The organism is Rheinheimera soli (genome assembly GCF_031457405.1).
GTDB classification, from domain to species: domain Bacteria; phylum Pseudomonadota; class Gammaproteobacteria; order Enterobacterales; family Alteromonadaceae; genus Pararheinheimera; species Pararheinheimera soli_A.
On the sequence record NZ_JAVDWR010000011.1, the window covers coordinates 1 to 24,722 of the forward strand.

A 24,722-nucleotide genomic window follows, 5' to 3' on the forward strand; every position below is an offset into this window, starting at 1 on the left:
CATCAAAGCAGGGCAATTACGGTCTTAGTTCCGGTCCATGAGCTACCAACTGACTGGTAACTCAATCGATCAGAATTAAATTGAAAAGGTACTAGCTCTGATCCTGAATGCTGCTTCTGCCCCTTGTACAGAATATTTTTATCCCGGCGCTATTTTCAGATTAGTCCGATAGAAGGGCCAGAGCGCCCCACTTAAGATAACCACTATGGTGAGTTGCTCATCATTGCGCAGTACCGCGAGGGCTGCATTACTTTTGATCACAGGAGCTTATGCCGATGAAAAATGTAACTACTCTCTTTGCCTCAGCCATGCTGTTAAGTCTTTCTGCGTCCAGCTTTGCAGCCCAGACCGAGCAAAAACAAATCACTATAGTGGCTGATGTGCCATCCACTGAGTTTTTTGTGAATGCATTGCCAGGGGACGACGTTTTTACTGCGCCACAGCGTATGGAATGGAACACTTTTAATAACGTATTAACCCCTATTCAGAAGCAACTGCATATGGGCAGCACCACTGGCGCTATTCAGGCCGCGGTGACCAGCTCAACCCTCATAGGCAGCACGTTCTCCAATACCATCAATTTAGCTGTTGCTGTGAATGGTGTGACTTTAACCACCACTGCCGCTGATGTAGTAGGTGCAAGTCAGGCTGCAGCAGGTCAGGTGGTAAATATGACCATAGCGCCAGTTGCCACCACCAGTTACACGCCGGATAACTACTCAGGTGTCGTCAGTTTGTCTTTTGAAACGCCGCTGCCAACAGCAGAGCCTGAACCAACCCCGGCTCCATAATCCTTCGTTAACCCCAACCGGTGCCTTGGCAGGTAGATGTTTTACCTGCCTTTTTTATTCCCGTCGTACTTGAAGCTGCAGCGTTGTTGACTGCGCTACTCGCCCCAGTCACATAGGACTACTATGCTCCTGGGGTCTCGCTCGCTTGTCGCCTAGCTGCAACTCCAATTACTTAGGGAATATCTATAACACCTATCGGGGCCAGCTAAAGCTGTTCAATAGTGCTCCCGGCACTATGGTGTCCGCGTCGTACTTGAAGCTGCAGCCTTGTTGACTGCGCTACTCGCCCCAGTAATTTTGGACATATCCACCTCGCACAAGTTACAACCTTGTTGACTGCTTGTTGTTCTGATAAAAAAACGGGCAGGGATCAACCCTGCCCCTACAGATCACCCCACCATCCCTGGCCCTGTTTATTTGTCTTAACTCGCTGCCTGTTGCTCCGGGCTATTACAAAGCACAAGAGTGCAGTCTTCTGCCGCTAAAGGCTTGTGGTACAAATAGCCTTGCACCAACTGGATGCCGCAGCGTTTTAACACCATGGCATCGGCCAGTCGCTCGACCCCTTCTGCGATCAAGCTTAAGCCCAGCTTATGTGCCAGTTGAATAGTATTTTCCAGTACCAGCCGCTGCTGTGGCCGCTCTGAAACGCCGTCGGTTAAACTACGATCCAGTTTCAGTCGGGTCGCTGGGATGCGGGATAACTGCTGGGCGTTGGCAAAACCTGTTCCGTAGTCGTCAATCGCAATGCCAAAACCCTTAAGACGTAAATTCGCCAGGCTTTCAATAGCGGCAGAGACTTGGGTAAAATCCTGGGTTTCTGTCACTTCAAAGCAGATCAGTTGTGGTTTGATGTCTGCCTGTTGCACTTTTTGCTGCAGTTGCTGAACAAAAGCCGCGTCCGACAAGGACAAAGGCGATAAATTAAAAGACAACTGCACAACAAGCCCTAAGTCGTGCCACTGTTGCAGTTGTTTTAACGCCTGCTCCAGTAACAGCAAAGTCAGTTCGTTAATCAGCCCCCACTGCTCTGCTGCTGCAATAAACACATCAGGCCTTACCATGCCAAGTTCTGGTTGGTTCCAGCGAGCTAAGGCTTCTACTGCGATGATCTGGCCTGAACTCATATCTACTATCGGCTGATAACAAAGCGAAAATTGCTGCTCACTGATGGCTTCGCACAACAGCTTTTGATCAAACACCGGAGTTTTTCTCTCAAAATCAGCAGGCCAAACCTCGGCTTTACGCCGACTTAAACATAAACTCAGTAAGTCTTTATTCAGCGGTTTAGCCAAAGTGCCAAGTACCTGCAAGCCGTCAGCTTCTGCCATAGTGGCCACGCTGTTGAGTAACAAGGCGTCTTTCGCACTGGTGATAATCACAGCCTGGCATAACTGCTGTGTTGCTATACGTCTTAATAACGCCACGCCATTCATGTGCGGCATGTCCAAATCGATCAGCATCACATCTGTTTGTTGTTGCTGTTGTAACAACTGAAGAGCCAGCTCACCATCGGATGCGTAACTGATGTGCTGGATCTTCAGCTGTTTTAATAGTTGTCCGGCATACAATTGCTGCGCCGCACAATCTTCGACTATTAACACATTCAATAGATTGGGGTTTTGCATTTAGTTTTCCTCGTTTGAGGCCAACTCCTTCTGGCTGTTGTCGCACCATAGCTGTGCTTCGCGGTTAAATACTTTTAAGGCGGCCAGCACACGTAAACTGGCACTGGTGATCTGCTGCTCTGTGGCTTTTTCTAATACCTCACAGCTTTCGAGTAACTGCTCTGCCTGCACTAACACTGCTGCACCTTTGATTTTATGCCCCAGTCGTTTCAACGCGTCCCAATCCGATTGTTGCAGCAGCAGTTTCAGCTGTTCTATGTCGTCACTATTGCTTTGACATAAAGTGCTCAGCATCTGGCGGGCAAAGGCAGGATCAGGCCCAGCTAGAGCGAACAAAGCGTCTATATTAAAAGCCGCTTTGCCTTTGGCGTACTTCTGAATACTTTGTTGTAATTCATTGATACTAATGGGTTTGAATAAGCAGTCATTCATACCAGCTGCTATACAGCGGGCAATTTCATCGGACTGAGCTCTGGCGGTCAGCCCCAGCACCGCTAAATGCTGCAAAGCCTGGGCAGCTCGAATGGCTTGAGCAAGCTGATAACCATCCATTCGTGGCATATTGCAGTCGGTCAGCACTAAATCCACCGGTTGTTGCTGTAAAAGCTCTAGTGCTTCTGCACCATCTGCCGCCTGCCAGACCTGATGACCTAAATAACTCAATTGGCGCTGCAATAGCATGCGGTTGACCTGATGATCATCCACCACCAACAGCTTTAAGGGTTGATGGTGCTGATCTGTGGTTGGTGCAGTTGTAATTTCGTTATGTTCACTATGCACTGCAGCCCTACAAGGTAGTTGCAGCTCAATCTGAATTTCAGTGCCCTGACCTTTTTCACTTTGGATAGAAAAACTGCCTTGCATCAGTTGCACTATGGTCTGGCAAATACTCAGGCCTAAACCTGTGCCTCGTTCACCAGAAACCTGTTCTGAGTTCGCCAGCTGTGCAAAAGGTTTCAGCACTTTTTCGCTTTGTTCAGGACTTAACCCCACGCCAGTATCTTTCACCTTCAGTTGAACCCGCAGTTGATCCCCCTGCTGCTCCAGCAAAGTTAAACTCAGTTCCACCCCGCCCTGCGGTGTAAATTTAATGGCATTGTTCAGCAGGTTCGACAGCAATTGTTTAAATAACAAAGGATCCAGCTCCACCTGATAGGGCTTTAAAGCCAAATCCATTTTGTAGTTCAGATACAAACCTTTGCTTTTGGCCATGCCCACAAAGACCTGATACAGCCGCTTTGCTTCATCCTGCAATTGCAGCCACTGGGGTTTGAGTTCCAGCTGGCCCGCTTCAATTTTGGCGATATCCAGAATATCGCCTATCAGCTCTTTTAAACCCTGGGCCGAGTCGTAAGCGATATCTATGGCGGTAAAATCCCACAGCTTGTCATCTGCCTGACGTTTAGCCAGCTCCAAAGTGCCAATAATGGCGTGCAGCGGAGTGCGAATTTCATGGCTCATAGTCGAGAGGAAAAAGCTTTTGGCTTTGCTGGCCTCAAGGGCCTGCTCTTTGGCTTGTTCCACTTGTTCAAGTAATAGCTGGCGCTCCCGCACCTGGCGGCGTAAATAGAAATTCCAGAATAAAAACGCCAACACAATCAGCACAAAAGCAGCAGCTGCCAGCATAAGCTGTTGGCGATAACTCTGCCAAAAGTTGGGGACCGCCGTATTCACCGACCAATCCGACAACAGCGCCAGTTGATCCGGCGGAATACTCAGCAGAGTTTTATCCAAAATGCTGTAAAGCTCTGGCTGTTGTTTTGATACCGCCAGACTAAAACGCGCTGCTGAGGGCATAAAGCTGGAGCTGATTTGCAGCTGATTTTTATAACTGTATTCAGCGTAAAAACGCGCTATGACCAGGTTTTCCACCAAAGCATCTGCCTGGCCCTTTAATACGGCATCCACGCTTTGCTGCAAGTTCTCAACATACTTCAGCTTTAGATCCGGATAGGTAGAGCGCAGATACGGATCTATTGCATGATGTTTCTGAATAGCTAAAGTTTTGCCAGCCATTTGCTCCAACCGCAGCTGTGACATAGACGCATCTGAGCGGGTTAACAGCGCATAGGAGGTCACCAGATAAGGCCTTGTGAAGTTCAGAAACTCTGCGCGCTCTGCATTTGGTGACAGAATGGCTGCCATGTCTGCTTTGCCCTCTTTAAGCAGTTGCAACAGCTCTGTTAACGATCGCGCCGCCACCCATTCAAACTCCAGCCCTGTTTTGGCGCTGATGGCTTCAGTAAGCGACTTTAAAATACCCACACCTTGGTTTAAGTCTTTTGAGCCCATCAAAAATGGTGTATCGCCCAGTATATGCACTAAGCGCACCGGCTTATTGCCTTCGATATAACGATGTTCAGCTTCGGATAACTCAATGCGCTCAGCCAGCATATAAAGCGCACGGCCTGCACTCCAGCGCTGCAAAATTTGTTGCTGCCCGGTTTGCGGCACAGCGGCAATAACTTTGTTCAGAAGTGCCAGCAGTTCTGTTTTTTGCGTTGAGGTATAAAAATTAAAATGCCCTGACGTTAAAGGCGTAAAGTTGCTGATGTGCAGCTCTGAAAAATGGCCGGTGTGAATTAAATAATGCGCGCTGATCACATTGCCCAGATACAGTTCCGCATGGCCTAAAGCCACAGCTTCTATGGCCTGAGTCAGATTGTCATAGGGCAACAGTGTTGCGTCAGGGAAACTTTGTTGCAGCAGTTCAGGGGTTAAATAATGTTTGGAAAAAGCCAGTTTGGGTGACTTCACAGTCTTTAGTTTTTCCGCTGACTGCTGATGAGTGCTGGTGACCAGCACTGGTATATCGTCTGCATAAGGCTCTGTCGCAACAATATCAGCCACATCCAGTTCATTCATACGGGCATAACTGTAGAAATCTATATCACCGGATCGCACAGCAGCTATCAGCTCTGCTTTAGTGGCGTAACTGCGGATCTCTACTGGCAAAGCCAAAGCGATGCTGATCAAACCCAGATAATCTGCGGTGATGCCCTCAAGATCTTTGCCATTGGTTTTAATCACAAAAGGCGGATGCTGATCGTCCAGCGCACCAAAGACCAGGCTTTTTTTTGCCATCAGCCAGTGCTGTTCAACCGCTGTTTTTTCGACTTGTATCACCGCAGTACTGCGGGAAAACAGCTGCAGTTGCTGTGCTGCCGACACCATAGGAATCAGCAACAGAAAAATCCACACCACTAACCTCATAACAGATTGTGCCTTTTGGCAAAATCAAACAGCTCCATTGAGGAGCCTAAATTCAGTTTGCTAAGAATATTGGTTTTGTGGGTACTGACGGTTTTATGGCTAATCGACATAGTTTCAGCAATGTCTTTATTGGCATGGCCTTTACATAAAAGCTCGACTATTTGCAGCTCTCTGTTGCTTAAACTCGCCAATAAAGCAGCTTCTGAACTTGCCAGCTGTTCGCCATAGAGTTCAGGTTGTGGGAATACTTTTTTCCCCTTCATCACCAAACGAGCCGCTTCTGCTAACTCTTCCAGCGGCTGGGCTTTGCAGACTATGCCACAAGCTCCGGCTTCAATGCAGCGTACTGCATAAACTGCCGGCTCCTGCGCTGTCAGCACCAGAATACGGGTGTCCGGATAACGCTGGTTGACCCGGCGTATCACTTCCAACCCACTCATTTGTGGAATATCCAAATCCAGGATCATCAACTGGCAAGGCGTTTTTTTCAGCAACCCAATCGCATCCACGCCGTTATCCGCCTCTGCAACCACCACAAAGTTATGCCGTTCCAGCACTGCTTTTACCGCCAAACGTAAAAACGGATGATCGTCCACCACAGCCACAGAAATGGGTAACATGCTTTTCTCCGGGTTATAGGTTCAGGGCTACAATTTAATTTACACAGCATAGGTAATTACGGACCGGCTAGCCTAAGCAGATCAGTCTGTTAAACACATAGGATTAATCTGATTTTGCTCTCACGCCATAGCAACCCAATCGACGCCTTTACGCACCAGTGCTACACTGCCCGTTCTTTGTCTTCGCATTTATGGATGCCACTGTTTTGAGCCAACCATCGACACCACTGGCAACACCACAGGCCAGCTTTTATTTTTATGACTTTGAAACCTGGGGAGCGGATCCAAAAAAAGACCGCCCGGCCCAGTTTGGTGGTATTCGTACAGATTTAGATTTAAACCCTATTGGCGAACCCGATATGTGGTATTGCCAGTTGGCGAACGATTATTTACCTCATCCTGTGGCTGCGCTGATCACTGGCTTGACGCCACAGCTGTGTAATCAAAAAGGTTTGCCTGAAACCGAATTCTGTCGCCGTATTCTGGAAAAATTCAGCCAGCCAAACACTTGTGTGCTTGGGTACAACAGCTTACGTTTTGACGATGAGGTCACGCGTTACAGCTTATACCGTAACTTTTATGAGCCTTATGGCCGCGAATGGCAACATGGCAACAGCAGATGGGATTTAATCGACATAGTACGCGCCTGTTATGCGCTGCGACCTGAAGGTATTGTCTGGCCAGAAAAAGCTGATGGCAGCCCAAGCTTTAAATTAGAAGATTTAACCAAAGCCAATGGCTTATCACACCAACGCGCACACGATGCCTTATCTGACGTGTACGCCACTATCGCCATTGCCAAACTGGTGAAAGAAAAACAACCTAAGTTATTTCAGTACCTGCTGGATTTACGTAAAAAAACTGAAGTCAGTAAGTTGTTTGATTTGGTGAATTTAACGCCGCTGGTGCATGTGTCCGGCCGCTTCCCTGCTATTCAGGGTTGTGTGAGCTGGATAGTGCCTTTAGCGCCGCATCCAAGCAATAAAAACGCCGTGATTTGCTACAACCTGCAAGCCGACCCCAAACCTTTGCTGGAGCTGGATTTAGCCTCATTGCAGCAACTTTTGTATACCAAAACTGCAGACTTAGATGAAAACCAACAGCGGCTTGGTTTAAAACTTATTCATATCAATAAATGCCCTGTGTTATCCCCTGCTAAAACTTTATCTGAGCAACGTGCTGCAGATTTAGGCATAGACAGAGCCGCCTGTTTGCAACATTTGGACTGGCTACGGCAAAACCGCTCTGCTATTCAGCCAAAAGTGATGGAGCTGTATCAGTTGCCAACTGATTACAGTGTGGAGACTAATCCGGACTATCAGCTGTACAACGGTTTTGTTTCAAACGAAGATAAACAGCGCATGGAACAGCTGCATCAGATGAATGCTGACCAACTGGCCTCCAACCCAGTGCTTTTTAGTGAAGACAGATTAAATCAATTGCTGTTTTTATACCGAGCCCGCAACTACCCACAAAGCTTAACCCATCAGGAGCAACAACGCTGGCAACGCTATCGCAGCGACAAACTAACGCATGGCCTGGATAAACCTAATTTAACTTTTGAAGAATTTGGTTTAGCGCTTGAAAACCTGGCGCATGAAGCAGGCGATGATGTGAAAAAAATGAATATCCTCAAGGCGTTATTTCAGTACGCTCAAAGTTTATAAAGCCGCCCGTCTAATGATACCGCGTGCCCATTGACGGGCTAGGACAAGCCACGGCCCCTACAACCCGCCCGTCTATCCCTTTAAATCTGCATTGCCCGAAATAAGGCAGCCAACAAAGCCGTAGCGTCGAACACAACAGTTACAGTTTTTTTGTTCAGCTGCCAGTCAGCTATCTATGTTTGACAGCCTATTTCTGCTAGCCTGCGCGCATTAATTAACCAATGTAGTTATTAGGTGTGGAGCCAGCTATGAAGTTGTGGTCAAAAATCAAAGTGATGTTGTGTAGTTTGTTATTAACAGGTTGTATTGCTCCGGCCTTATTAATGACCTCGCAGGCACAGCTTCTTGGTGAATTAATGCGCCCTTTGGTTGGCTTTAACCCGCTGGATGTGAACCTGTTTGAAAACCCGTTGATCCGAGACCCTATGGTGGCATTAATGGGTGAAAGTAATTACCGCACTGCAGTCACTTTATTAAATACAGCCACAGCCATACAGCAACAAGGCCCGTTGTTTTTTGTGGTATCAGAACACTCACCTTTGCCTCATCTGGCCGAAAAAGCAGGTTTTGTCTGGAACTCCGATCACAACCAAATGGCTATTTTGTTGGTGTCGGGCGGAAAAACCGAGATTTTCCATCAGGTTATTGAAGGTGCTGCAGGTAAAGTCATACCCAGTTGGCCAAAAGAGCTGGTCGACTACACCAGCCCTGAAAAGTTAAAACAAAAAGCTGTGGCCGCAGCTGCAGGCAAAATAGGCCAGGGATTGGGCTTGTCAGAAGAACAAACTGGTTTTGTTGAAACAGGTTTAGCAGGAGGTTCAGTGCAAAATGCGCTGGAAGAAAACCTGAAGCAAAAAGCCATGGATCCGCTGGAAGAAATCAGACAAAAGGTTGAAGAAGGCAAAGCCGATCTATTAAGCCAGCCAAAACAACGTTTTACCGAAATGAAACAAGAAGCCATGCTGACTGAAGAGGATATGTTCAAGCAATTTACCGGCAAATCAGCAGAAGAATTAAAAGCAGCGAAACAATACGCTGAAGAGGCCAAAGCCCGTGCCGAGGCCAATCAAAAGAAACCTTTCAACACCATCAAAGACAAAGCCACTTTAGAAAAAGAAGCTAAACAGTGGGCCAAAGATAAAGCCAATAAAAAAGTAGACGAAACCCGAGCCCCGGCTGATGAACTACCAAAAGAGTTAACCGAAGAAGTAAAACAAAAGACTACCCTGCCAGTGCCGGAGAAGAAAAAGGATGGCGGGGACTAGGTTTTATCCTGCAGCTACTCCGCTACCGATTCAGGATGGTACTTTGGTAAATTGACGTTCATAAGACGACTAACCATAATCGATAGAAACCACATCGAAGTACATGTTATTTAAACTAAAATTTGCTAAAAAATTAACGATTTCTAGTGTTCAATGCCGCAAGCTGCGCATCAGTTTTAAAAAGACTGCTTAAAGTGAAGGATAAAAGGCAACTATATGAAAGTATCTCAGAAAGGTTTGCTGGCGTCGGTTGTATTTGGCCTGATTCTGTGTGTTTCAGGATGCGCGACACAACAAAGTACGAAAGCATCGGCTCCAAATCAAACCAATCAAAACGAACCGCAGATTTCAAAAAGCATTTATTTTTTTCAACACAAACTCATCGCTCAATGGCTTTACGAGTCTGATGGTGCATTTTTTTCAGATTTGAAAAATGGCGATGTCACAAGGTTTATGGAAGTGGCCTCCGAAGTTATCAACCCAGAATACGCCAACAACATAGTGGTTACAGATCTGGCTGAACATGATGCCGTTCTGATCACATTTCCTGACCCCTATGATTTCCCAAACTGCTATTTTGTTTTGATGAAAAAACAAGGTGCAACCTTCTCTTATTACACTTATGAAAAAACCATGGATTTGGGGGAACAGAATATTGGCGGTGTATTGGGAGGCTGGACTGCTGAAGGAAGTCACCTGAATTACGGTCCTCGCAGCTACCGCACTGCTCCAGACTTTGTAAAGGATGTTTTGACAATGTAACAGCATGGGTCAGGTAGCCCACTTTGCTGCAAAAAAGAAACCCTCAGTGTCAGGTCTTGCATCGTGCCACATCCTATTGAGGCCTGCCTCAAAGTTGCTGGCTAAGAGGCCACGGTTCTTGCCCGGCGAAGCTGTCCCAATTGACTCCAGGTTCTATTGAACTCAATGGTGGGGTCTCAACTTTGTCATGCTACCGCTATTTCGGCACTATCAGCGTCTGGACCGAATCGACGAGCGTACTCGACCAGACACCATCTTTATTGCCGTTCGTCAGATAGATGACGATGTAATGATCATTGAGATCCTTATCGAACAGGATGCGCACCCTCACCTTGGTGCCACCGTCGTGGCCAACCTGGTGCCAGCGACCTGACCTGCCATAGTCCCAACCTGCAGCAAAAAAGCCAAGATCGCCGTTAGCGAACTGATAAGGCTGCCAAAGACGTTTTAGCTCCGCCTTTGAAACAAGAAGACCTTGCGCTACGGCGGACATAAATTTGCCTGCATCGTCCAAAGTCATGTAAGCACCTCCGTGCGCGATGCTGTAATCCGGCCAGGCGATCGTCAGATCAGGCACAAGCTTGCCCTCCTTCGCCCTGTAGCTTTCAACAAGGCGAGCCTTAGGAACGTCGGCGAGCTTAAGCCAGGTCTCCTGAAGGTCAAGCGCTTCAATAATGCGCTGGCGCACCAGTGTGCGGTATGGCGTCCGCGTGACAGACTCAAGGACAGCTGCAATCATCAGGTTGTTGGTATTGGTGTAGCGCGTTCGCTCGCCCGGTGCAGATACAGGCACATCTTTTAAGTTCGCAAAAACGGCCTCCAGGCTAGGCGGAAACGGCCGCGAAAAGTCATTACTGTCAAAATATTCAGGCACACCCGAAACATGGTTTAGAAACTGATCGATACGGATAGTGCGCCAGGACTGCGGCAGATTGTCGACATAACGGGAGGCTGGAGCAGAAATATCAAGCTTTCCTTCCTGCTGTAATTGCATAACGAGGGTGATGGCGAAGAGCTTGCTGACTGAGTAGACAGGGAAAACCGTCTTCGGCGTGACCAATGTGCTGCCATCGATCGCAGTAGTGCCAGTGGCATTGCGGTACAAAATATCGCTGTTGTGCAGCACAAGCACGGCCTGCGCGGGAATTCCATGTTTTTGTTCATTAGTGCGCAGTTGAGTATCAACTGCGGCATGGATATCAATAGCTGAAGTTTGTGCCCAGACGCACGCTGATAATAAGTAGAGCGAGGCAAACAGACTAAATTTTGTCATTTTATATCCAATTTAAATGGGGCAACATAAACCAAAATACTCTTCAGGAGACTCTGCTGACGCTGATATTGAGCCTTTATCATTGTTAATTCCAACGCCCCGCGCAAGCGCGAAATTGAGCATAGCCGCAGCCCGAAGGTGCATATGACGCGGTTTGTTATGAATGTTTATTTGTTACCACCTATGCTGAAGTGACTAAAATTTGGAACAACAACCTGTTCACTCTCAGTGAGCTTTGAACCACAGTAAGGACAAAATGCGATCTCTATCTGCACTGATTCTATGTCTTTCCCACTGACTCAAGCAGGTGATCCTTCTCAAGTTCTTCTTCAGTCGCAACCCGGCTCAGATTCAGAAAAATCGTTGAATCATCAGCTTCAAACCAAAGCTCTGCGAGTGAACAAGACCTGCATTCATGTATCAACATTGATGACCTCACTAAGCTGAGTATTCCTATGTCGTGCGCACGGGTGACAAACCGCCGCTTCTAAAACAATCATGCATAACCATAGTTCCTACCAAAAAACCAGATCGCACAAACTTCACTCTTACAACCTGACAACCGAATTAAGACATGCGGCGAAGCGGCTTCGGCTTAGACGTAATGTTCGCGGCTTTCGTTGCTCTCCAAATAAGGCTGATACCAAAAATAATGAATGGCACACTTAGTAACTGCCCGGCACTAAATAAAAGTGCTCCATCATACGAGGCTTGCGGTGTCTTGAAAATTTCAATAATTATTCGACTGCTGAAAACGAGGATCAAAGTGATGCCAAGCAAAAACCCAGAGCGTGCACCGACCCCCTTTCGGTACATCATCCATAGCATCAAGGCTATACAAAAATATGCACTAGCCTCGTATAGTTGAACTGGATGCCTGGCAACTTGATCTACTGACTCAAAAACGATCCCCCAACCGCCTGAAGTTGGATTTCCTACAATTTCTGAGTTCAGAAAATTGGCAACTCTAATAGCTGTAGCTGCAAGTAATGCAGGAATAGTGACGCGGTCGAATAACCAAACCACAGAAAGCGGAGGACTTTGCCGACGGGCAGCAAGAATCAGCCCTATTGCAAGTCCGACTATCCCACCATGGCTGGCAAGCCCACCTTCCCAAACCCGCAGGACTTGAAATGGATGTTGCATGTAGTACATTGGTTCATAGACAAAACAATGAACCAAACGGGCGCCAACAATGGCACCGACTAATGCATAGAGCAGTAAATTCTCAGCTATACGGGCATCAATACCTTCACTTCTGAACATCCGGCCCAAAAGCTGTTGACCAACGATGAAACCGCCGACGAACAAGAGACCATACCAGCGAATAGACAATGGCCCTAACTCCAACAGTATGGGATTAAAACTCCAATAAACGATCATAGTGATATCTGCTGGCTCCCAAATAGCTTACGCCGCCAGCATGCTCGGCTTTGTAGTGGAGGCGAAGCCGTAACGGAAAAGACGTCGCCAAGCCTGGCCTTGTTAAATTTTTAAAGCGCCATATGCAACAGCGGATAAGGCTTACCCTGACCATCTAGTGGTGAGCGACCTATCACTTTAAAGCCAATATGCTGATAAAATCCTAACGCCTGTTCGTTTTGTTCATTTACGTCGACCTTTGATGCACCCTGCTCTTTGATAGCGTGAGCTGAAAGCATTGCACCAATGCCTTTTCCGCGCGCATCTGGTGCGATGAACAACATTTCAATATTACCATCATGGACGCCGCAGAACCCTTGAATTTCACCATGCACATTTTTAGCACACCTTAAATCAACAGCGTCAAAGTAATGCTGCAGAATTAACGGCTTTAACTCCTGCAGATCATCTTCAGCTAAAAATTCGTGGGTTGATCTTACAGATGCCTCCCAGATTTCTAGCAGCTTAAGGTAATCAGCCTTTTCTACGATCTCAATATTCATCACTAAACCCGATTGAAAATTTAACGCAAAGCACATGGGCCGCGAGTGATGCGCCTTGTTAATTTTCATTTACTGTAAAAGACCTGATAAATCAGTATGCCTGCGTTTACCAAAGCAATAACAATGTTGAAAACGGCTATACGATTATTTGATTTACTTACTTCCTGTATTTGCTTGTGCTTCAGTAAGTCAATTTTCCTCTCATGCTCTTTAAGGGCATCGGGATCACCGAATCCACAACCTTGATCATGAATATTTATTAGCTCATCAAGCTCAGCTTCTATTCTTTTAGTTTTACTGAACACCAGACTCTCCATGAAATTTAACGCCCGCCACAAAACGCGAACAACTTGTTGTGAGTCGAGTGCCGCAGGTGCGGTTTGCTGGCGTTTGTTAGCGCATCTGAACTCGAAAACATGCTAAGTAAACAAAGCTTCAAGCTGTGCTTTTTGTTCAGGGCTAAGCTCATTTAATGTCTGCAATGCATCTCTAAGTGCTACTTTGGCATCTTCTGCCATTTTGAAATGTAAGTAAGCCTGAATTAAGGCTGTATGAGCATTCAAAGATTGCGGATAACTTGCTCGATTCCACTTCAGTAATGCCAACGCATCATCTTTCCGGTTTAAATATTGTAACCACCCAGCGTAACCGTTTGCTTTATCTTGTGGGATCATGAGGTCTGTTTTGAGAAGTTTCGAACGAATGGCAAATTTTGCTTGCAAATCAGCCAAAGTTTTAGGTTCACCTTCAGGAATAGGCCATTCGGAAAACAAATACTTTAACCCGGCATACTGCCCTTGCAACACGGTCGTATTGTGCGTTTCCTTGCTAAAAGTTTGAGACGCGACGAACAACTTGTCAGATGGATAACGTGCTAACAAATCAACAAACCTTTGATACGGCTCTGTCATGGTCGGTTCTTCATTGGCTATAGAAACAAACAAGCGCCCCTGCAGGCGATCACTTTTTAAAGCCGCCCCGGCAACGTCAAGCAATTGCTGGTTATCCCAATATAAAGAGGGGCTGATGGCGATAACACCATGAAACAAGTCTGGTCGTTTAACCAATGCATTGATAGCAAACTGACCACCATGGGATGTACCGGACAGTACTTGATAGTCCAGAGTTCGGTACTGTTGTTTCACAAAAGGGATAACTTCGTTTTCAACAAAGGCTAAAAATCTGTCTGCGTTTTCCAGCTGATTTGGGTTTTGCTTGTCTGAAGGGGTCAGCGTGAGATCTCTGTCTCGGGTTTGTCGGTTCACAATGCCAACCACAATCATCGGCGGCATCTGCTCGAATTTTGCTAAATAATCTATTGTGCCAGCGGTATGTGGTCCCTGAATGTCGCCATCGGTCAGGTATAACACCGGATAACGATCCTGACTGTTTTGGTAATCCGCTGGCAGGTAAATCACTAGGTCGCGCTTTTCGCCAAGCAAAGCACTATTAATCACCTGCTCTTTTACTGCAGGGAGATTCGCGGCAGCCCAACTACTCCAGTGACTTCCCAGTATGAGCAGCAGTAATCCATAAACCATTTTCTTCATTTTCTTCCTTAACTTTACAATGCTACCCGTAACTAGGATGCGAAACGCATTTTAGCCCTAACGCTGCCAGCAGGCACGCCGCAGTTTGGCGTCGCTCGCCTGGCTTTGTTAGCACTACTCAACCGAACACCGTGGTTGAAGTCAAAACGGTACCCCATTCTAATCTTCCTTTGTCTCCAATTCAGTAGCCGGGGCAGGTTCGAAAATAGAATCTTCCACCGGCATTAGCTCCCACAGTTCATTCTGGTACAACCAGAACGAATCAGCATTCTCCTCAATGAACTGATCTACCGGTATGCCATCCACAATCGGAGGCCGCTTTATTCTGACTTGCTTGCCATTCACAAAGACCCACTGATATTTCTTTTGTCGCTCAGCCTTCGCGGCTTTTTTCGCACGCTTTTGAGCCGAAGTAAGCTTTTTCTTAACCTTTGCCATATCTCAACTTTTTTGGTGCTAACGCCGCCACACACTCGAACAACTTGTTGTGCGTCGAGCGCACATAGGGGACGTTTTTCTGGCGTTTGTTAGCGCTTAGATAAGCCAAATCACAACGCTGTGTTTACTCATAAGGTTTTAATCGTTCAACAATACGCCTGCGTATATATTTTATTGCTTCATCGGCTTCAGCATCACCTGAGTTTATAGCACTAAGAACTATTATGTCACGCTTAGGCATAATGCGAATTTCAGCAAGCCAATAGCCGTTGCTACCGCTGTGAGTAAGAAGTAATAGCGTACCACTCTCCTCAGGTTGGTATGCGGCGCCCCAACCAAGCGCATAGTTACCGGTAACTGGCGTGTGTAATTTACGATAGGTTGTCGCATCTAGTAATTTCCCACGACCATGTACTCCATCAAGTTGGTCCTGTGCGAAGCGCATCCAATCCTTAAGTGAAATATTGATAGTTCCGGCTGGACCAAATGCTTGAAAGTTATCACTATGTTCGTCATCAGGTTCAACTGGTTTCAGCCTGCCCCACCAATTTTTCCGGTGTCCTCGAGGTTGATTGACTATTTTGGCGGAGCCTGGCGCACCGAACCCTGCATTGTTGATGCCTAGAGGATGGAATACATATTCACTGATGAGCTTTTCCCAAGATTTATTTGTTCGCGTCTCTGCAATAGAGGCTGCGATAATGAAGCCAAGATTAGAATATGCAAATGAACCAGCTACTGAGGTAGGTGGTTCAGAGAGGTAATAGCGCGCGATCGCCTTTCGTTGTGCAACCACGTCGGGATTTGATTTAATCACGGTTTCGAACTGCGATAGTTCCTCGCCGTCGGTCAACGCCGGCAACCCCGCTGTATTAGCCAACAATTGCATGAGCGTAATGCTCCGGTATGCAGGATCCATTTCGTTGGCTAACGTCGGTAATAACTCTGCAAGCGAGTCTTCAAATCGAATTATCTCTTGTTCAACTAGCCGTGCAATCATTGTTGCGGTTAGTGCTTTGGTGTTTGAACCAATATGCCAACGATCATCGACAGTCACAGCCTCTTGCCGATCACGCGCGCGAACACCATGCGCTGCCTCAGCCACTACCTCGCCACCAATTTGTATTACAGCAGCAACTGCCGGTAAATTGTATTTACCACTCGCCGCAGTAAGAGTCTCGGCAAGGAAATCTTGTAGCGCATCGTCAGCGTGTGCCACCTTGGTTCCGAGCCAAAAAACGAGTGCAGCCAAGATTATTAATGAAGTTTTAGATTGCGATCCATGCATCGCGTTATCCCTATGTTGACTAAGTATGAAAGCTAACGCCGCATTCAGCGGCTTGTCCGCTGAAATGCTTTGCTAAGTTCTTTACCACGCTCAGAAATTTGATATTGAAGGCTTTTCACATGCTTATTTATTACACCACCAGCATCGAGTACTTTGAGCATGTTGGACTGCCAACCTTGCTCATTGGTTTTTATATCAATTCTAATTACACCTTCTTGATAGCCCCAAAAGCAGTTTGCCTGTCCGAATATCTGTCTAATTGGTTCTGACATATCTGGATAATACAAATCTGTTATGGCTAAAGCATCATGGAGCCGATCGCAATTTTCGATATAACGCTTTCGAAAATCGGACAATTCGGTTTCTGATGATTGGATGTAACTCATTGTTTGCGAGTTCTCAAACGAGATAACAGAAAGGATCTTATGCAGCTTTTCGAGTTTATCGCGTTCAAGTGCAACCTCGTTCTTTAGCCTTTCATCAGCTAAACGATCTGCTTGGAGTCGAATATCTTTTTCCGAATTATCTTTTGCGATCTTTAGTTGAACTCCACTCGTATATCTCGCCACAAAAATTCCAATAAGCGCTGTTACTAAAGCACCTAAAAATAAATATGTCTCTTTTGGCATCTAAACCTCCATGAGAACTTAACGTCGGCAGAATGCGCGCGAGGTACGAGCGTCGCTGTTGCTGCCCTTGTTATGGCAAAATAATGGCAAATAGCTTTTTCAGCGGATTGATCGCCCATGAGTATTTTTCGTAAAGTACTCGTGCACGGTCAACAAGATCCTTGTCGTTATTTCCTCGAGCTAGTAAATCCACTTCTCGTTTCAAGCTCTCAATTTGGTCTTCAGTTACGTTACCTGTCCTTATTAAGTCAGAGATATTAGAATTAAAATCCTCTAGCGCTCTTTTAGTGGTGCTAGACATATTGTTATTATCTCCTTGAACAATATTGCCAAATTCTCCACTACCACCTGAAATAGTGATATTTATATTTCCTTTACTCATGACTTTCCTCCTTTAGCAGCATTGGATACTTTATTCATAGCGCCTTGAACAACATTCCCCATACTAACTTTACCACCAGAAATTGTGATATTCATTACTTGCATTTTTTGAGCTTTTAGCTCACTCGTATCAATTTCATTTCTTTCCAATTCATTTATCATTGCATTAAAGACTGCATCGTGAAGGCATCTTATTTGGGTAATTACATCAATATCATTGAATGAACCAGGATATATCGTTCTGACTCTGGCTAACAAATCATGCTCTTTTTTTACGTAAGGTATTATCCAAAACAAAAACGTAAATACAGAATATGCAACCAAATTAAATTTCTTATCACGGTCGATAAACCCGCCACCAAGCACTCGCCATTCTATAGACTGCATCTTCCCATATCTTGCCTGATTAAGAACAATTGTTATAGATGTGCCCCTTGAAGTATTAGTTGACGAGGCTCGAATAAAGGTTCGCCCCTCAGTTTCAGATAAGTCGTTATCTATATCTGTTATCGTGACCGTCTCCAAAGTGTTTATTGGAGTTTTATCACATAGCTCTGATTCGATAGCCAGATACAAGTTTTTTTCTATTATTTCTGAATGAGAAAAGACGTGCTGGAAACTACCAAATATCTGACCATAGTATTTAAAAGGAAAGTTTTTCTTGAATTTATTAGAGTTAGATGATGCTTCGACCATCTCTCTATTTATAAATGAGTTTGTTATCAGCCCTATGATCAGCAACAATATAAGTGAAATGCCAAGCGTAAAAACAGCCAGATATACATGGACAATCAAGGCTAAAATAACGCTTCTGACTTTGATTCTGTTTCTTACTTTCCCCGAATTTAATAAATCCATTTCATATCTCCTAAGTTAATTGCTAATTACCATAACGATATAGCTCAACGGCGCGTTTAGCGTCCGTTGCAGCGTCTTGTTCTGTCTTTGGTTTGCGGTGGACCACCATTCCCTTGGTTCCTTATGACTTAAGCAGTAAAACAATTCTCGACGCGAAAACTCGCCGGTGTTGGGGTTTGTGGCCTTACTCGAAGCTTGTGCGCGCCATCCGTCTGCATGCTCGCATCAGCGGTGACGCGAACGCTTCGAGCGTTGCAGAAAAACACAAACTTTTCAAGATTAGTTTGTTCTTTAAATCTGGACATTATGCTCCGCCGATCTAAAGCCCTTAACCCGGCGAGACAGAACATTTGTATATTGTGCCGGCACGCTTTCCCTGGTTTTACCAGATAACCGTCCTGCGTTAATTTATTGATAAAAAACATGAATTCCAAATAAATACCGCGCAATCCTGCCAAAAGCGTGCTGGCACATTATTACTTTTTTCTTGCCTGTTATTTTTAAGCTGGACCACTTTAAGTTACTAAATTAGAGCCTTTTTCTTTCTTCAGCAACAAATAAATGTGCCTGTGTATTGTGTCAAAACGGGCCGGATTTCTTGATAAAGCAAATAACACTGTGTATTTGTCCATATGTGCAGCGAAAATTGGCCGTTGTCACGCTACCGGCATTCAGATTCGCGTTTTCTAAGATAGATATGCGGGTCGGGGCAAGCCCGACCCCTACAGTATTTCTTTATTTCAGCTGATTAATTTACGCCTTCCACTATTTCCCAGGCCAGGCGCCCTAACCATTTGTGTAAACCCCTTTCACAATTTATTTATCCGCTTAACGTTTTTTCGCACAAAAGCCTGCTACGCAGAATTGCCTTGGTATCAACCTCGAAATCGTGTTTCTATAAAAGCAATGGAAAACCATAGCCTGGTAGCGCAAAGCGCCAGCAATACTAATCAGGAGTTTTTATGCGTATGGGCCAAGTTGCTGTTTTTTATATCGTCTTTTTTATTGCTTCACTTTTTAGCCTACAGGTGTTGGCGCTCAATGAAGTGAAGGTACATCAAGATATTGAATGGGTGAAGGTGAAAGGCTTTGCGCTGACGACTGATATCTACAGCCCGCAAAAAGCGGCTAAACCTTTGCCTGTGCTGGTGATTTTTCATGGCGGCGGCTGGCTGGTGAATAACAAAGCTATTATGAGTGATATGGCCTTGTATATGGCAAGCCATGCTGATCTTGTGGTGGTGAATATGAACTACCGTCTGCTTGGCGACAATAACAACAGCACCACAGTTAACGAGATAGTGGAAGATGCTTTGGGTGCTGTGCTTTGGGTTAAAGATCATATTCAAAACTACGGCGGCGACCCGGCTAAAATAGCTGTGACTGGCGACAGTGCCGGTGGTCATTTAGCGTCTATGGTGATGCTGGCAGGCCGCTCTTTGGATTCAACAGGTTTTACGCCACAAAAACAGAAGTTCACTCCAAGTTGTCTGCCAAAAGGTAAAACGGCTGAACAAGTGGCAGCTGCCGATGATGCCAAAATGCAGGCGGTGATCTTAAGTTACGCCGCTTTTGATTTACTCGAAAGCGCAAAAGGCGGTTTTGAAACAGAGCAAAACCCGTTCTGGAAATGGGGCAACGCCAGTCCACGTGGCTTGTTTGGCGAAGGCATTACCTATGAGAGCCATGAGCAGTATTACAAAGCGGTATCGCCTCTGTATCTGTTGCCAGAAGCTGGTTACAAACTACCGCCTCAGTTTGTATTGGTCGGCAGTGAAGATGGCCTGACCACACCTGAAGTTGCGAGTGGTTATGTCAGTTTGCTTAAAGCTGCAGGACAGCAGGTGGAGTTCAAAATATATCAAGGCAAAGGCCACGGCTTTCTTGATAGCGGCTGTAACGACTATACCAAGGGCTGCTTTAAAGATTTAGCTACACCTACTTTGGATGACATGATTCAGTTTTTAACTTCAGTGTTTAAATAAGCCGTCACATAGTAGTGGCACTACAACAGTGCCACTACTGCCCCAAACCTATTGCAGCTGTTTGACTAGGTGCTGCGGCTTTGAAAAATCACTGATCTCAGCCACCTTTTTGCCATCTTTTAGTTTCAGAAGAACAGGGATACTACGCACATTAAAGTGTTGAAATAACAGGCCGTAACTATCAATCTGAAAAGGTACTTTCATCTGATACAAAGCATTAAATTCAGCCAGAGCTTTGTCGTCCGTCCATAAATGGTTCACCACCCCACTCCAGTTTTTTTGCGGTAACAAAGCCGCTAACTGATTCAAGCCAGCTTGAGCATCCTTACATTGTTTTGCCATGTCAGGTCGTGATTCAGCCAGATACCAGTCGCACCAGGTTGCGGTAAAAAACACCAGTTGCTCACCGGTTTGATACTTAGCTAACAGCTTTTGTTGGGCTGCAGCAGTCAAATCCGATGTGGCAGCTTCTGCAGGTAACTGCTGACCTTGCCCCAGCCGACTGATAAAACCATCCAATACAGAGTCCGATTCATGGGAGCTGTACAGCTTTTCGCCTTTAGGGTTTAACAACACCGAATAAGGTGTGCCCACTAACCCCATAGCCAACGCCAACTGCCCTTGCTGATCCAGATAAATTGGCATTGTCAGCCCAAAGCGCTGCTGCAGCTTGCTGATCTCCTGACGTTTTTCGTTGATATTGATATTCACCGCCACAAAATTCACTCTATCACCATACTCTTGATACAGAGTTTCAAAATGCGGCATTTGCTCCATACAAGGCTGACACCAGCTGGCCCAAAACTTGATATAAGTGGGTTTGTTTTGGTCTAACTTGTTTAATGTAAAAGGCTGCAAGGTTTTAAATTGCTGCAACTGCACTGTTCTGTAGTCGGGCAATGTTTTATCGCCAGGCAACTCTTTATTGTCAGGTATTTGGGCCCAACCGGAAAAAGCCATACAAGCCAGAACAGGCACTAATAAACGAACGAATTGAAGCATCAGAACTCTCCTTAAAAACAACTTTACAAAGTCTGACAGCTGCAACAATTTTTGCCTTGTATATTTGCGACAACATTTTGCATCTGCAACAGAACAACAACTCAGCGCAAGCATGAGCAGTTGCAACTCAAAAGTAAAAACAGCGCTTGCATTTTACTACCGATACTTGTTTTTATAGAGCAACAATGAAACCCATTACATCAAACTAAATCAAAAAATAATGCCAGCAGAGTATTGAACCAACAACAGGGGTGACAACTTGATTTTATCTATAAAAACTAAAGCCTTAGCAGCCTTTATTCTTGTTTCTGCTATAAGCCTGCCCGTATTCGCCGCCGACAATCAACTGACAGCAGAGGAAATGGCAGACGGCTGGCAGTTACTGTTTAACGGCGCAGATATGTCGCAATGGCGCACTTTTAAACAGCCCACAGTGAACGAGAAGTGGCAAATTGAAGATGGAGCTATTACGCTGACAGCTGGCGGTGGTGGTGACTTAATCAGTAAAAAAAGTTACAGCAACTTTGAACTGACACTCGACTGGAAAATTTCAGAAGTGGGCAACAGCGGCATTCTTATTCTGGCCGATGAAAAAGGCAAATACATCTACTCCCACGCGCCGGAAATTCAAATTCTGGATAACGAACGCCATCCGGATAATAAACTCGACACTCACCTCTCCGGATCTCTGTACGACATGATTGCCTCCCCTGTGGCTTCGCATAAAAAAGCCGGTGAATGGAACAGCACTAAAATCCGTCTGGAGAATTCCGCTTTAACTGTTTGGCAAAACGACGTGCAAACGACAAAAGTGACCATAGGCAGCGATGAATGGAACAGTCTGGTCGCGAACAGCAAGTTTGCCAGTTGGCCTGGTTTTGCCAAAGCCAAAACAGGCCATATAGGTTTGCAGGATCATGGTGATAAGGTCTGGTTCAAAAACATCAAAATTAAAGAGCTGAACTAATGAAAGATTTTGACTTTGAAGTGCTGGTAGTTGGGTCCGGCGCTGGTGGTTCCATGGCGGCTTTCGAGCTGACAAAAGCAGGGCATAAAGTGCTGATGCTTGAAGCCGGACGGGATTACGACCCAAAAACTGAAACCCCTATGTTTAAACGCAACGGTGAAGCCCCCTTGATGGGCGCAGGCAACTCAGATAAAGACTTTGGTTTTTACGACGCTACTGTAGATGGCGGCTGGCAGGTACCAAACGAGCCTTATACAGCAGCTGACGGTTCTGAATTTTTGTGGTGGCGCGCTCGTATGTTAGGTGGCCGCACCAACCACTGGGGCCGCTATTCTTTGCGTTTTAGCGAACATGATTTTAAAGGCAAAAGCCGCGATGGTTTAGGGGCAGACTGGCCTTTTAACTACGAAGATATCGCGCCCTGGTACGATAAAACTGAAGCTTTAGTCGGCGTCTGTGGCACCAATACCGGGCTGGATGATATGCCGCCTTCATCCGATGGCATATTACAACCACCGCCTAAGCCACGTATTACTGAGCTGTTAATAGCTGCCGCAGCAAATAAGTTAGGCATTCCTTCGGCTCCTATGCACCGTGCCGTTTTAACCCGGCCTTTGGATAGCAGAGCTGCTTGTTTTTATGCCACTCCTTGTGGTCATGGTTGCTCTATTGGTGCAGCTTTTCAAACCACCACTTCGCTTATTCCTATGGCCAGAGCTACAGGCAACTTGCAGGTTCTGACCGATGCGATGGTGAAATCTGTTGATACCGACGAAAACGGCAAAGTGACAGGTGTCAGTTATGTGGATAAAAAAACCTCTACTGTGCACCAACTCAAAGCCAAAGTGGTGATCCTGGCTGCAAGCGCCTGCGAATCAGCACGTTTGTTGTTAAATTCCAAATCAACACGTTTTCCAAATGGTCTGGCCAACTCCAGTGGCCAGGTCGGCAAAAACCTGATGGACTCCACTGGTGCCAATATCGGCGCTATGGTGCCAGCCCTGCAAGGTCGCCCGATTTATAACGAAGATGGTCATACCGCCAATCATTTATTTATTCCATGGTGGGGCCATAAAGCACAGGAACGTAAAGAGCTGGATTTCCCCCGGGGTTATCACTTTGAAATTGGTGGCCGTTTTAGCGAGCCAGGTTCAGGTATTGCGGGTAATATTCAAGGTTACGGTACGGATTTAAAGCGTCAGGTGAAACAGAACTACGGTGCTTATGTAGGTTTTGCCCTGCGTGGAGAAATGGTTCCTAACGAGCATTGTTATATGGATATAGATCCTGAAGTGAAAGACAAATGGGGTATTCCTGTTGCACGTTTTCACTGGAAGTGGTCGGAACACGAGCTGAAACAAGTGGAACATGGGCTGAAAACCGCCAAAGCTATTTTTGCCGAAATGGGTGTTACTCTGGGGGAATTGCCATCACCAGAGCAAGCCATTTTAAAAGGTGGTGAAATTATTCATGAAGTGGGCACCACCCGTATGGGCGCTTCACCAAAAGACTCAGTCACCAACCAATGGGGCCAAAGCTGGGACTGCCCTAACCTCTTTGTGATGGATGGTGGCGTCTTTGCCTCTAACCCCCACAAGAACTGCACTTTGACCATTATGACGCTGGCCATGCGTAACTCATCCTGGTTGTCGGCTCAGTTAAAACAAGGAGCGATCTGATGGATCAGCATCAAGACAAGAGTGTGGATCAGCAAGAGATGCAGTACAAATCCGGCATAACAAGACGCGATTCGTTAAAACTGATGATGGCTTTAGCAGCCAGCGCTTTATTACCTGCAGCTTTAACGGGCTGCGACAGTGCGCCAGTCAGTAAAACTGATGCGGGAACAGGTGCAGCAAAAGCCAGCATTGAACATTGGCCAGAGCTGAAATTATCCCCAGTCACTGCAACAGGTTATGGCAAAGATCCAAACTTAATTCTGCCACCTGAATCGCCATGGCCTTTGACCTTAACTCAGGCTCAACTGAGCTTAGTGGCTGTTTTGTCGGATATTCTGGTACCACGGGAAGGCAGTGTGCCCAGCGCTTCTGAAGTGCATGTACCTGCTGTTGTCGATGAATGGGTCAGCGCACCTTACGAACGTCAACAACAAGACAGACTGACTATTTTGTCGGCTTTGGCCTGGATAGATGATGAAGCACAGATGCGTTTTAGTAAGATCTTTGTTGTGCTTACTAACCCCCAGAAAAAAGCCATTATGGACGATATTGCTTATGACAGAGCCGAAACACCACCTCAGTTTAAGCGCATAGCCACAGCGTTCAGCCGCTTTCGCGCTTTAGTTCTGGCTGCGTTTTTCTGTACGCCTGAGGGGACAAAAGACATAGGTTATATCGGTAATGTGCCAATAGCCGGTGATTATCCTGGCCCAACAAAAGAAGCTTATGCTCACCTGGACAAAGTATTGGCAGATTTAGGTTTAACTGAATTTGCCTATCCAATTCAGGCATGACGGAGCA

The 24,722-nt window shown here is 46.0% G+C and carries 22 protein-coding genes; 8 read left to right on the plus strand and 14 right to left on the minus strand.

The features are described from left to right. The first annotated feature begins 275 nt into the window (after positions 1 to 275). Entirely contained in the window at positions 276 to 791 is a 516-nt protein-coding gene (locus J2W69_RS14415) for a CS1 type fimbrial major subunit (RefSeq protein ID WP_310279738.1), read from the plus strand. A gap of 422 nt (positions 792 to 1,213) precedes the next feature. Here the strand turns inward: J2W69_RS14415 and J2W69_RS14420 are convergent, their stop codons facing one another. Genes J2W69_RS14420 through J2W69_RS14430 form a run of 3 tightly spaced genes read right to left on the minus strand, consistent with a single transcriptional unit; the run spans position 1,214 to position 6,252 of the window. After that, entirely contained in the window at positions 1,214 to 2,419 is a 1,206-nt protein-coding gene (locus J2W69_RS14420; RefSeq protein ID WP_310279740.1) for an EAL domain-containing response regulator, read from the minus strand. After that, a complete protein-coding gene (locus J2W69_RS14425) occupies positions 2,420 to 5,632 on the minus strand; it encodes a response regulator (protein ID WP_310279742.1) in 3,213 nt (1,070 codons plus the stop codon). Continuing rightward, a complete protein-coding gene (locus J2W69_RS14430) occupies positions 5,629 to 6,252 on the minus strand; it encodes a response regulator transcription factor (RefSeq protein ID WP_310279744.1) in 624 nt (207 codons plus the stop codon). Before J2W69_RS14430 ends, J2W69_RS14425 begins: the two co-directional genes overlap by 4 nt. Before the next feature lie 206 nt (positions 6,253 to 6,458). On the opposite strand from J2W69_RS14430, the gene sbcB reads away from it, so the two are divergent. From sbcB to J2W69_RS14445, 3 genes are all read left to right on the plus strand, one after another. Further along, complete coding sequence (sbcB, locus tag J2W69_RS14435; protein ID WP_310279746.1) at positions 6,459 to 7,919, plus strand: exodeoxyribonuclease I; 1,461 nt, start codon at positions 6,459 to 6,461, stop codon at positions 7,917 to 7,919. Positions 7,920 to 8,167: 248 nt separating this feature from the next. Continuing rightward, the gene (locus tag J2W69_RS14440; RefSeq protein WP_310279748.1) at positions 8,168 to 9,184 is read left to right on the plus strand and encodes a hypothetical protein; all 1,017 of its coding nucleotides are present in this window, start codon (positions 8,168 to 8,170) and stop codon (positions 9,182 to 9,184) included. 216 nt (positions 9,185 to 9,400) lie between these two features. Next, positions 9,401 to 9,946: a hypothetical protein gene (locus J2W69_RS14445; protein WP_310279750.1), complete on the plus strand. Its 546-nt coding sequence runs from the start codon at positions 9,401 to 9,403 to the stop codon at positions 9,944 to 9,946. A 196-nt stretch (positions 9,947 to 10,142) separates the two neighbouring features. Here the strand turns inward: J2W69_RS14445 and J2W69_RS14450 are convergent, their stop codons facing one another. The 10 genes from J2W69_RS14450 to J2W69_RS14495 form a co-directional block, all read right to left on the minus strand. Continuing rightward, positions 10,143 to 11,219, minus strand: a complete 1,077-nt coding sequence (locus J2W69_RS14450) for a serine hydrolase domain-containing protein (RefSeq protein WP_310279752.1) — start codon at positions 11,217 to 11,219, stop codon at positions 10,143 to 10,145. A gap of 567 nt (positions 11,220 to 11,786) precedes the next feature. After that, a complete protein-coding gene (gene lgt / locus J2W69_RS14455; RefSeq protein WP_310279753.1) occupies positions 11,787 to 12,602 on the minus strand; it encodes a prolipoprotein diacylglyceryl transferase in 816 nt (271 codons plus the stop codon). Between the two features lie 110 nt (positions 12,603 to 12,712). Further along, positions 12,713 to 13,144: an acetyltransferase gene (locus tag J2W69_RS14460; RefSeq protein ID WP_310279756.1), complete on the minus strand. Its 432-nt coding sequence runs from the start codon at positions 13,142 to 13,144 to the stop codon at positions 12,713 to 12,715. A gap of 65 nt (positions 13,145 to 13,209) precedes the next feature. Beyond that, entirely contained in the window at positions 13,210 to 13,449 is a 240-nt protein-coding gene (locus J2W69_RS14465; protein WP_310279758.1) for a hypothetical protein, read from the minus strand. 114 nt (positions 13,450 to 13,563) lie between these two features. Beyond that, positions 13,564 to 14,694: an alpha/beta hydrolase gene (locus tag J2W69_RS14470; RefSeq protein ID WP_310279760.1), complete on the minus strand. Its 1,131-nt coding sequence runs from the start codon at positions 14,692 to 14,694 to the stop codon at positions 13,564 to 13,566. Positions 14,695 to 14,853: 159 nt separating this feature from the next. Beyond that, positions 14,854 to 15,132 (minus strand): hypothetical protein, encoded by a 279-nt coding sequence (locus J2W69_RS14475; RefSeq protein ID WP_310279762.1) that lies wholly within the window; start codon positions 15,130 to 15,132, stop codon positions 14,854 to 14,856. 124 nt (positions 15,133 to 15,256) lie between these two features. Further along, the gene (locus J2W69_RS14480; protein ID WP_310279763.1) at positions 15,257 to 16,420 is read right to left on the minus strand and encodes a serine hydrolase domain-containing protein; all 1,164 of its coding nucleotides are present in this window, start codon (positions 16,418 to 16,420) and stop codon (positions 15,257 to 15,259) included. Positions 16,421 to 16,464: 44 nt separating this feature from the next. Continuing rightward, a complete protein-coding gene (locus J2W69_RS14485) occupies positions 16,465 to 17,049 on the minus strand; it encodes a hypothetical protein (RefSeq protein WP_310279764.1) in 585 nt (194 codons plus the stop codon). 70 nt (positions 17,050 to 17,119) lie between these two features. Next, positions 17,120 to 17,431, minus strand: a complete 312-nt coding sequence (locus J2W69_RS14490; protein WP_310279766.1) for a hypothetical protein — start codon at positions 17,429 to 17,431, stop codon at positions 17,120 to 17,122. Next, positions 17,428 to 18,288 carry a hypothetical protein gene (locus J2W69_RS14495; protein WP_310279768.1) on the minus strand — a complete coding sequence of 287 codons (861 nt, stop codon included), beginning with the start codon at positions 18,286 to 18,288 and terminating at the stop codon, positions 17,428 to 17,430. Before J2W69_RS14495 ends, J2W69_RS14490 begins: the two co-directional genes overlap by 4 nt. A gap of 962 nt (positions 18,289 to 19,250) precedes the next feature. Here J2W69_RS14495 and J2W69_RS14500 point away from each other — a divergent pair. Further along, the gene (locus tag J2W69_RS14500; protein WP_310279770.1) at positions 19,251 to 20,273 is read left to right on the plus strand and encodes an alpha/beta hydrolase; all 1,023 of its coding nucleotides are present in this window, start codon (positions 19,251 to 19,253) and stop codon (positions 20,271 to 20,273) included. Positions 20,274 to 20,321: 48 nt separating this feature from the next. Here the strand turns inward: J2W69_RS14500 and J2W69_RS14505 are convergent, their stop codons facing one another. Beyond that, a complete protein-coding gene (locus J2W69_RS14505) occupies positions 20,322 to 21,275 on the minus strand; it encodes a redoxin family protein (protein ID WP_310279772.1) in 954 nt (317 codons plus the stop codon). A 259-nt stretch (positions 21,276 to 21,534) separates the two neighbouring features. On the opposite strand from J2W69_RS14505, the gene J2W69_RS14510 reads away from it, so the two are divergent. From J2W69_RS14510 to J2W69_RS14520, 3 genes are read left to right on the plus strand one after another with little or no spacing between them, the layout of a single operon-like run. Continuing rightward, positions 21,535 to 22,242 (plus strand): 3-keto-disaccharide hydrolase, encoded by a 708-nt coding sequence (locus tag J2W69_RS14510; protein ID WP_310279774.1) that lies wholly within the window; start codon positions 21,535 to 21,537, stop codon positions 22,240 to 22,242. Beyond that, complete coding sequence (locus J2W69_RS14515; protein WP_310279777.1) at positions 22,242 to 23,921, plus strand: GMC family oxidoreductase; 1,680 nt, start codon at positions 22,242 to 22,244, stop codon at positions 23,919 to 23,921. Before J2W69_RS14510 ends, J2W69_RS14515 begins: the two co-directional genes overlap by 1 nt. Further along, positions 23,921 to 24,715: a gluconate 2-dehydrogenase subunit 3 family protein gene (locus tag J2W69_RS14520; protein WP_310279779.1), complete on the plus strand. Its 795-nt coding sequence runs from the start codon at positions 23,921 to 23,923 to the stop codon at positions 24,713 to 24,715. The genes J2W69_RS14515 and J2W69_RS14520 overlap by 1 nt, the downstream gene beginning before the upstream one ends. Positions 24,716 to 24,722: the final 7 nt, after the last annotated feature.

Excerpts from the sequence above, each read along its gene's own strand:
- J2W69_RS14415 (WP_310279738.1), top strand. The coding sequence starts at position 276 with ATGAAAAATGTAACTACTCTCTTTGCCTCAGCCATGCTGTTAAGTCTT.
- J2W69_RS14420 (WP_310279740.1), bottom strand. The coding sequence starts at position 2,419 with ATGCAAAACCCCAATCTATTGAATGTGTTAATAGTCGAAGATTGTGCG.
- J2W69_RS14425 (WP_310279742.1), bottom strand. The coding sequence starts at position 5,632 with ATGAGGTTAGTGGTGTGGATTTTTCTGTTGCTGATTCCTATGGTGTCG.
- J2W69_RS14430 (WP_310279744.1), bottom strand. The coding sequence starts at position 6,252 with ATGTTACCCATTTCTGTGGCTGTGGTGGACGATCATCCGTTTTTACGT.
- J2W69_RS14440 (WP_310279748.1), top strand. The coding sequence starts at position 8,168 with ATGAAGTTGTGGTCAAAAATCAAAGTGATGTTGTGTAGTTTGTTATTA.
- J2W69_RS14445 (WP_310279750.1), top strand. The coding sequence starts at position 9,401 with ATGAAAGTATCTCAGAAAGGTTTGCTGGCGTCGGTTGTATTTGGCCTG.
- J2W69_RS14450 (WP_310279752.1), bottom strand. The coding sequence starts at position 11,219 with ATGACAAAATTTAGTCTGTTTGCCTCGCTCTACTTATTATCAGCGTGC.
- lgt (WP_310279753.1), bottom strand. The coding sequence starts at position 12,602 with ATGATCGTTTATTGGAGTTTTAATCCCATACTGTTGGAGTTAGGGCCA.
- J2W69_RS14460 (WP_310279756.1), bottom strand. The coding sequence starts at position 13,144 with ATGAATATTGAGATCGTAGAAAAGGCTGATTACCTTAAGCTGCTAGAA.
- J2W69_RS14470 (WP_310279760.1), bottom strand. The coding sequence starts at position 14,694 with ATGAAGAAAATGGTTTATGGATTACTGCTGCTCATACTGGGAAGTCAC.
- J2W69_RS14475 (WP_310279762.1), bottom strand. The coding sequence starts at position 15,132 with ATGGCAAAGGTTAAGAAAAAGCTTACTTCGGCTCAAAAGCGTGCGAAA.
- J2W69_RS14480 (WP_310279763.1), bottom strand. The coding sequence starts at position 16,420 with ATGCATGGATCGCAATCTAAAACTTCATTAATAATCTTGGCTGCACTC.
- J2W69_RS14485 (WP_310279764.1), bottom strand. The coding sequence starts at position 17,049 with ATGCCAAAAGAGACATATTTATTTTTAGGTGCTTTAGTAACAGCGCTT.
- J2W69_RS14490 (WP_310279766.1), bottom strand. The coding sequence starts at position 17,431 with ATGAGTAAAGGAAATATAAATATCACTATTTCAGGTGGTAGTGGAGAA.
- J2W69_RS14495 (WP_310279768.1), bottom strand. The coding sequence starts at position 18,288 with ATGGATTTATTAAATTCGGGGAAAGTAAGAAACAGAATCAAAGTCAGA.
- J2W69_RS14500 (WP_310279770.1), top strand. The coding sequence starts at position 19,251 with ATGCGTATGGGCCAAGTTGCTGTTTTTTATATCGTCTTTTTTATTGCT.
- J2W69_RS14505 (WP_310279772.1), bottom strand. The coding sequence starts at position 21,275 with ATGCTTCAATTCGTTCGTTTATTAGTGCCTGTTCTGGCTTGTATGGCT.
- J2W69_RS14515 (WP_310279777.1), top strand. The coding sequence starts at position 22,242 with ATGAAAGATTTTGACTTTGAAGTGCTGGTAGTTGGGTCCGGCGCTGGT.
- J2W69_RS14520 (WP_310279779.1), top strand. The coding sequence starts at position 23,921 with ATGGATCAGCATCAAGACAAGAGTGTGGATCAGCAAGAGATGCAGTAC.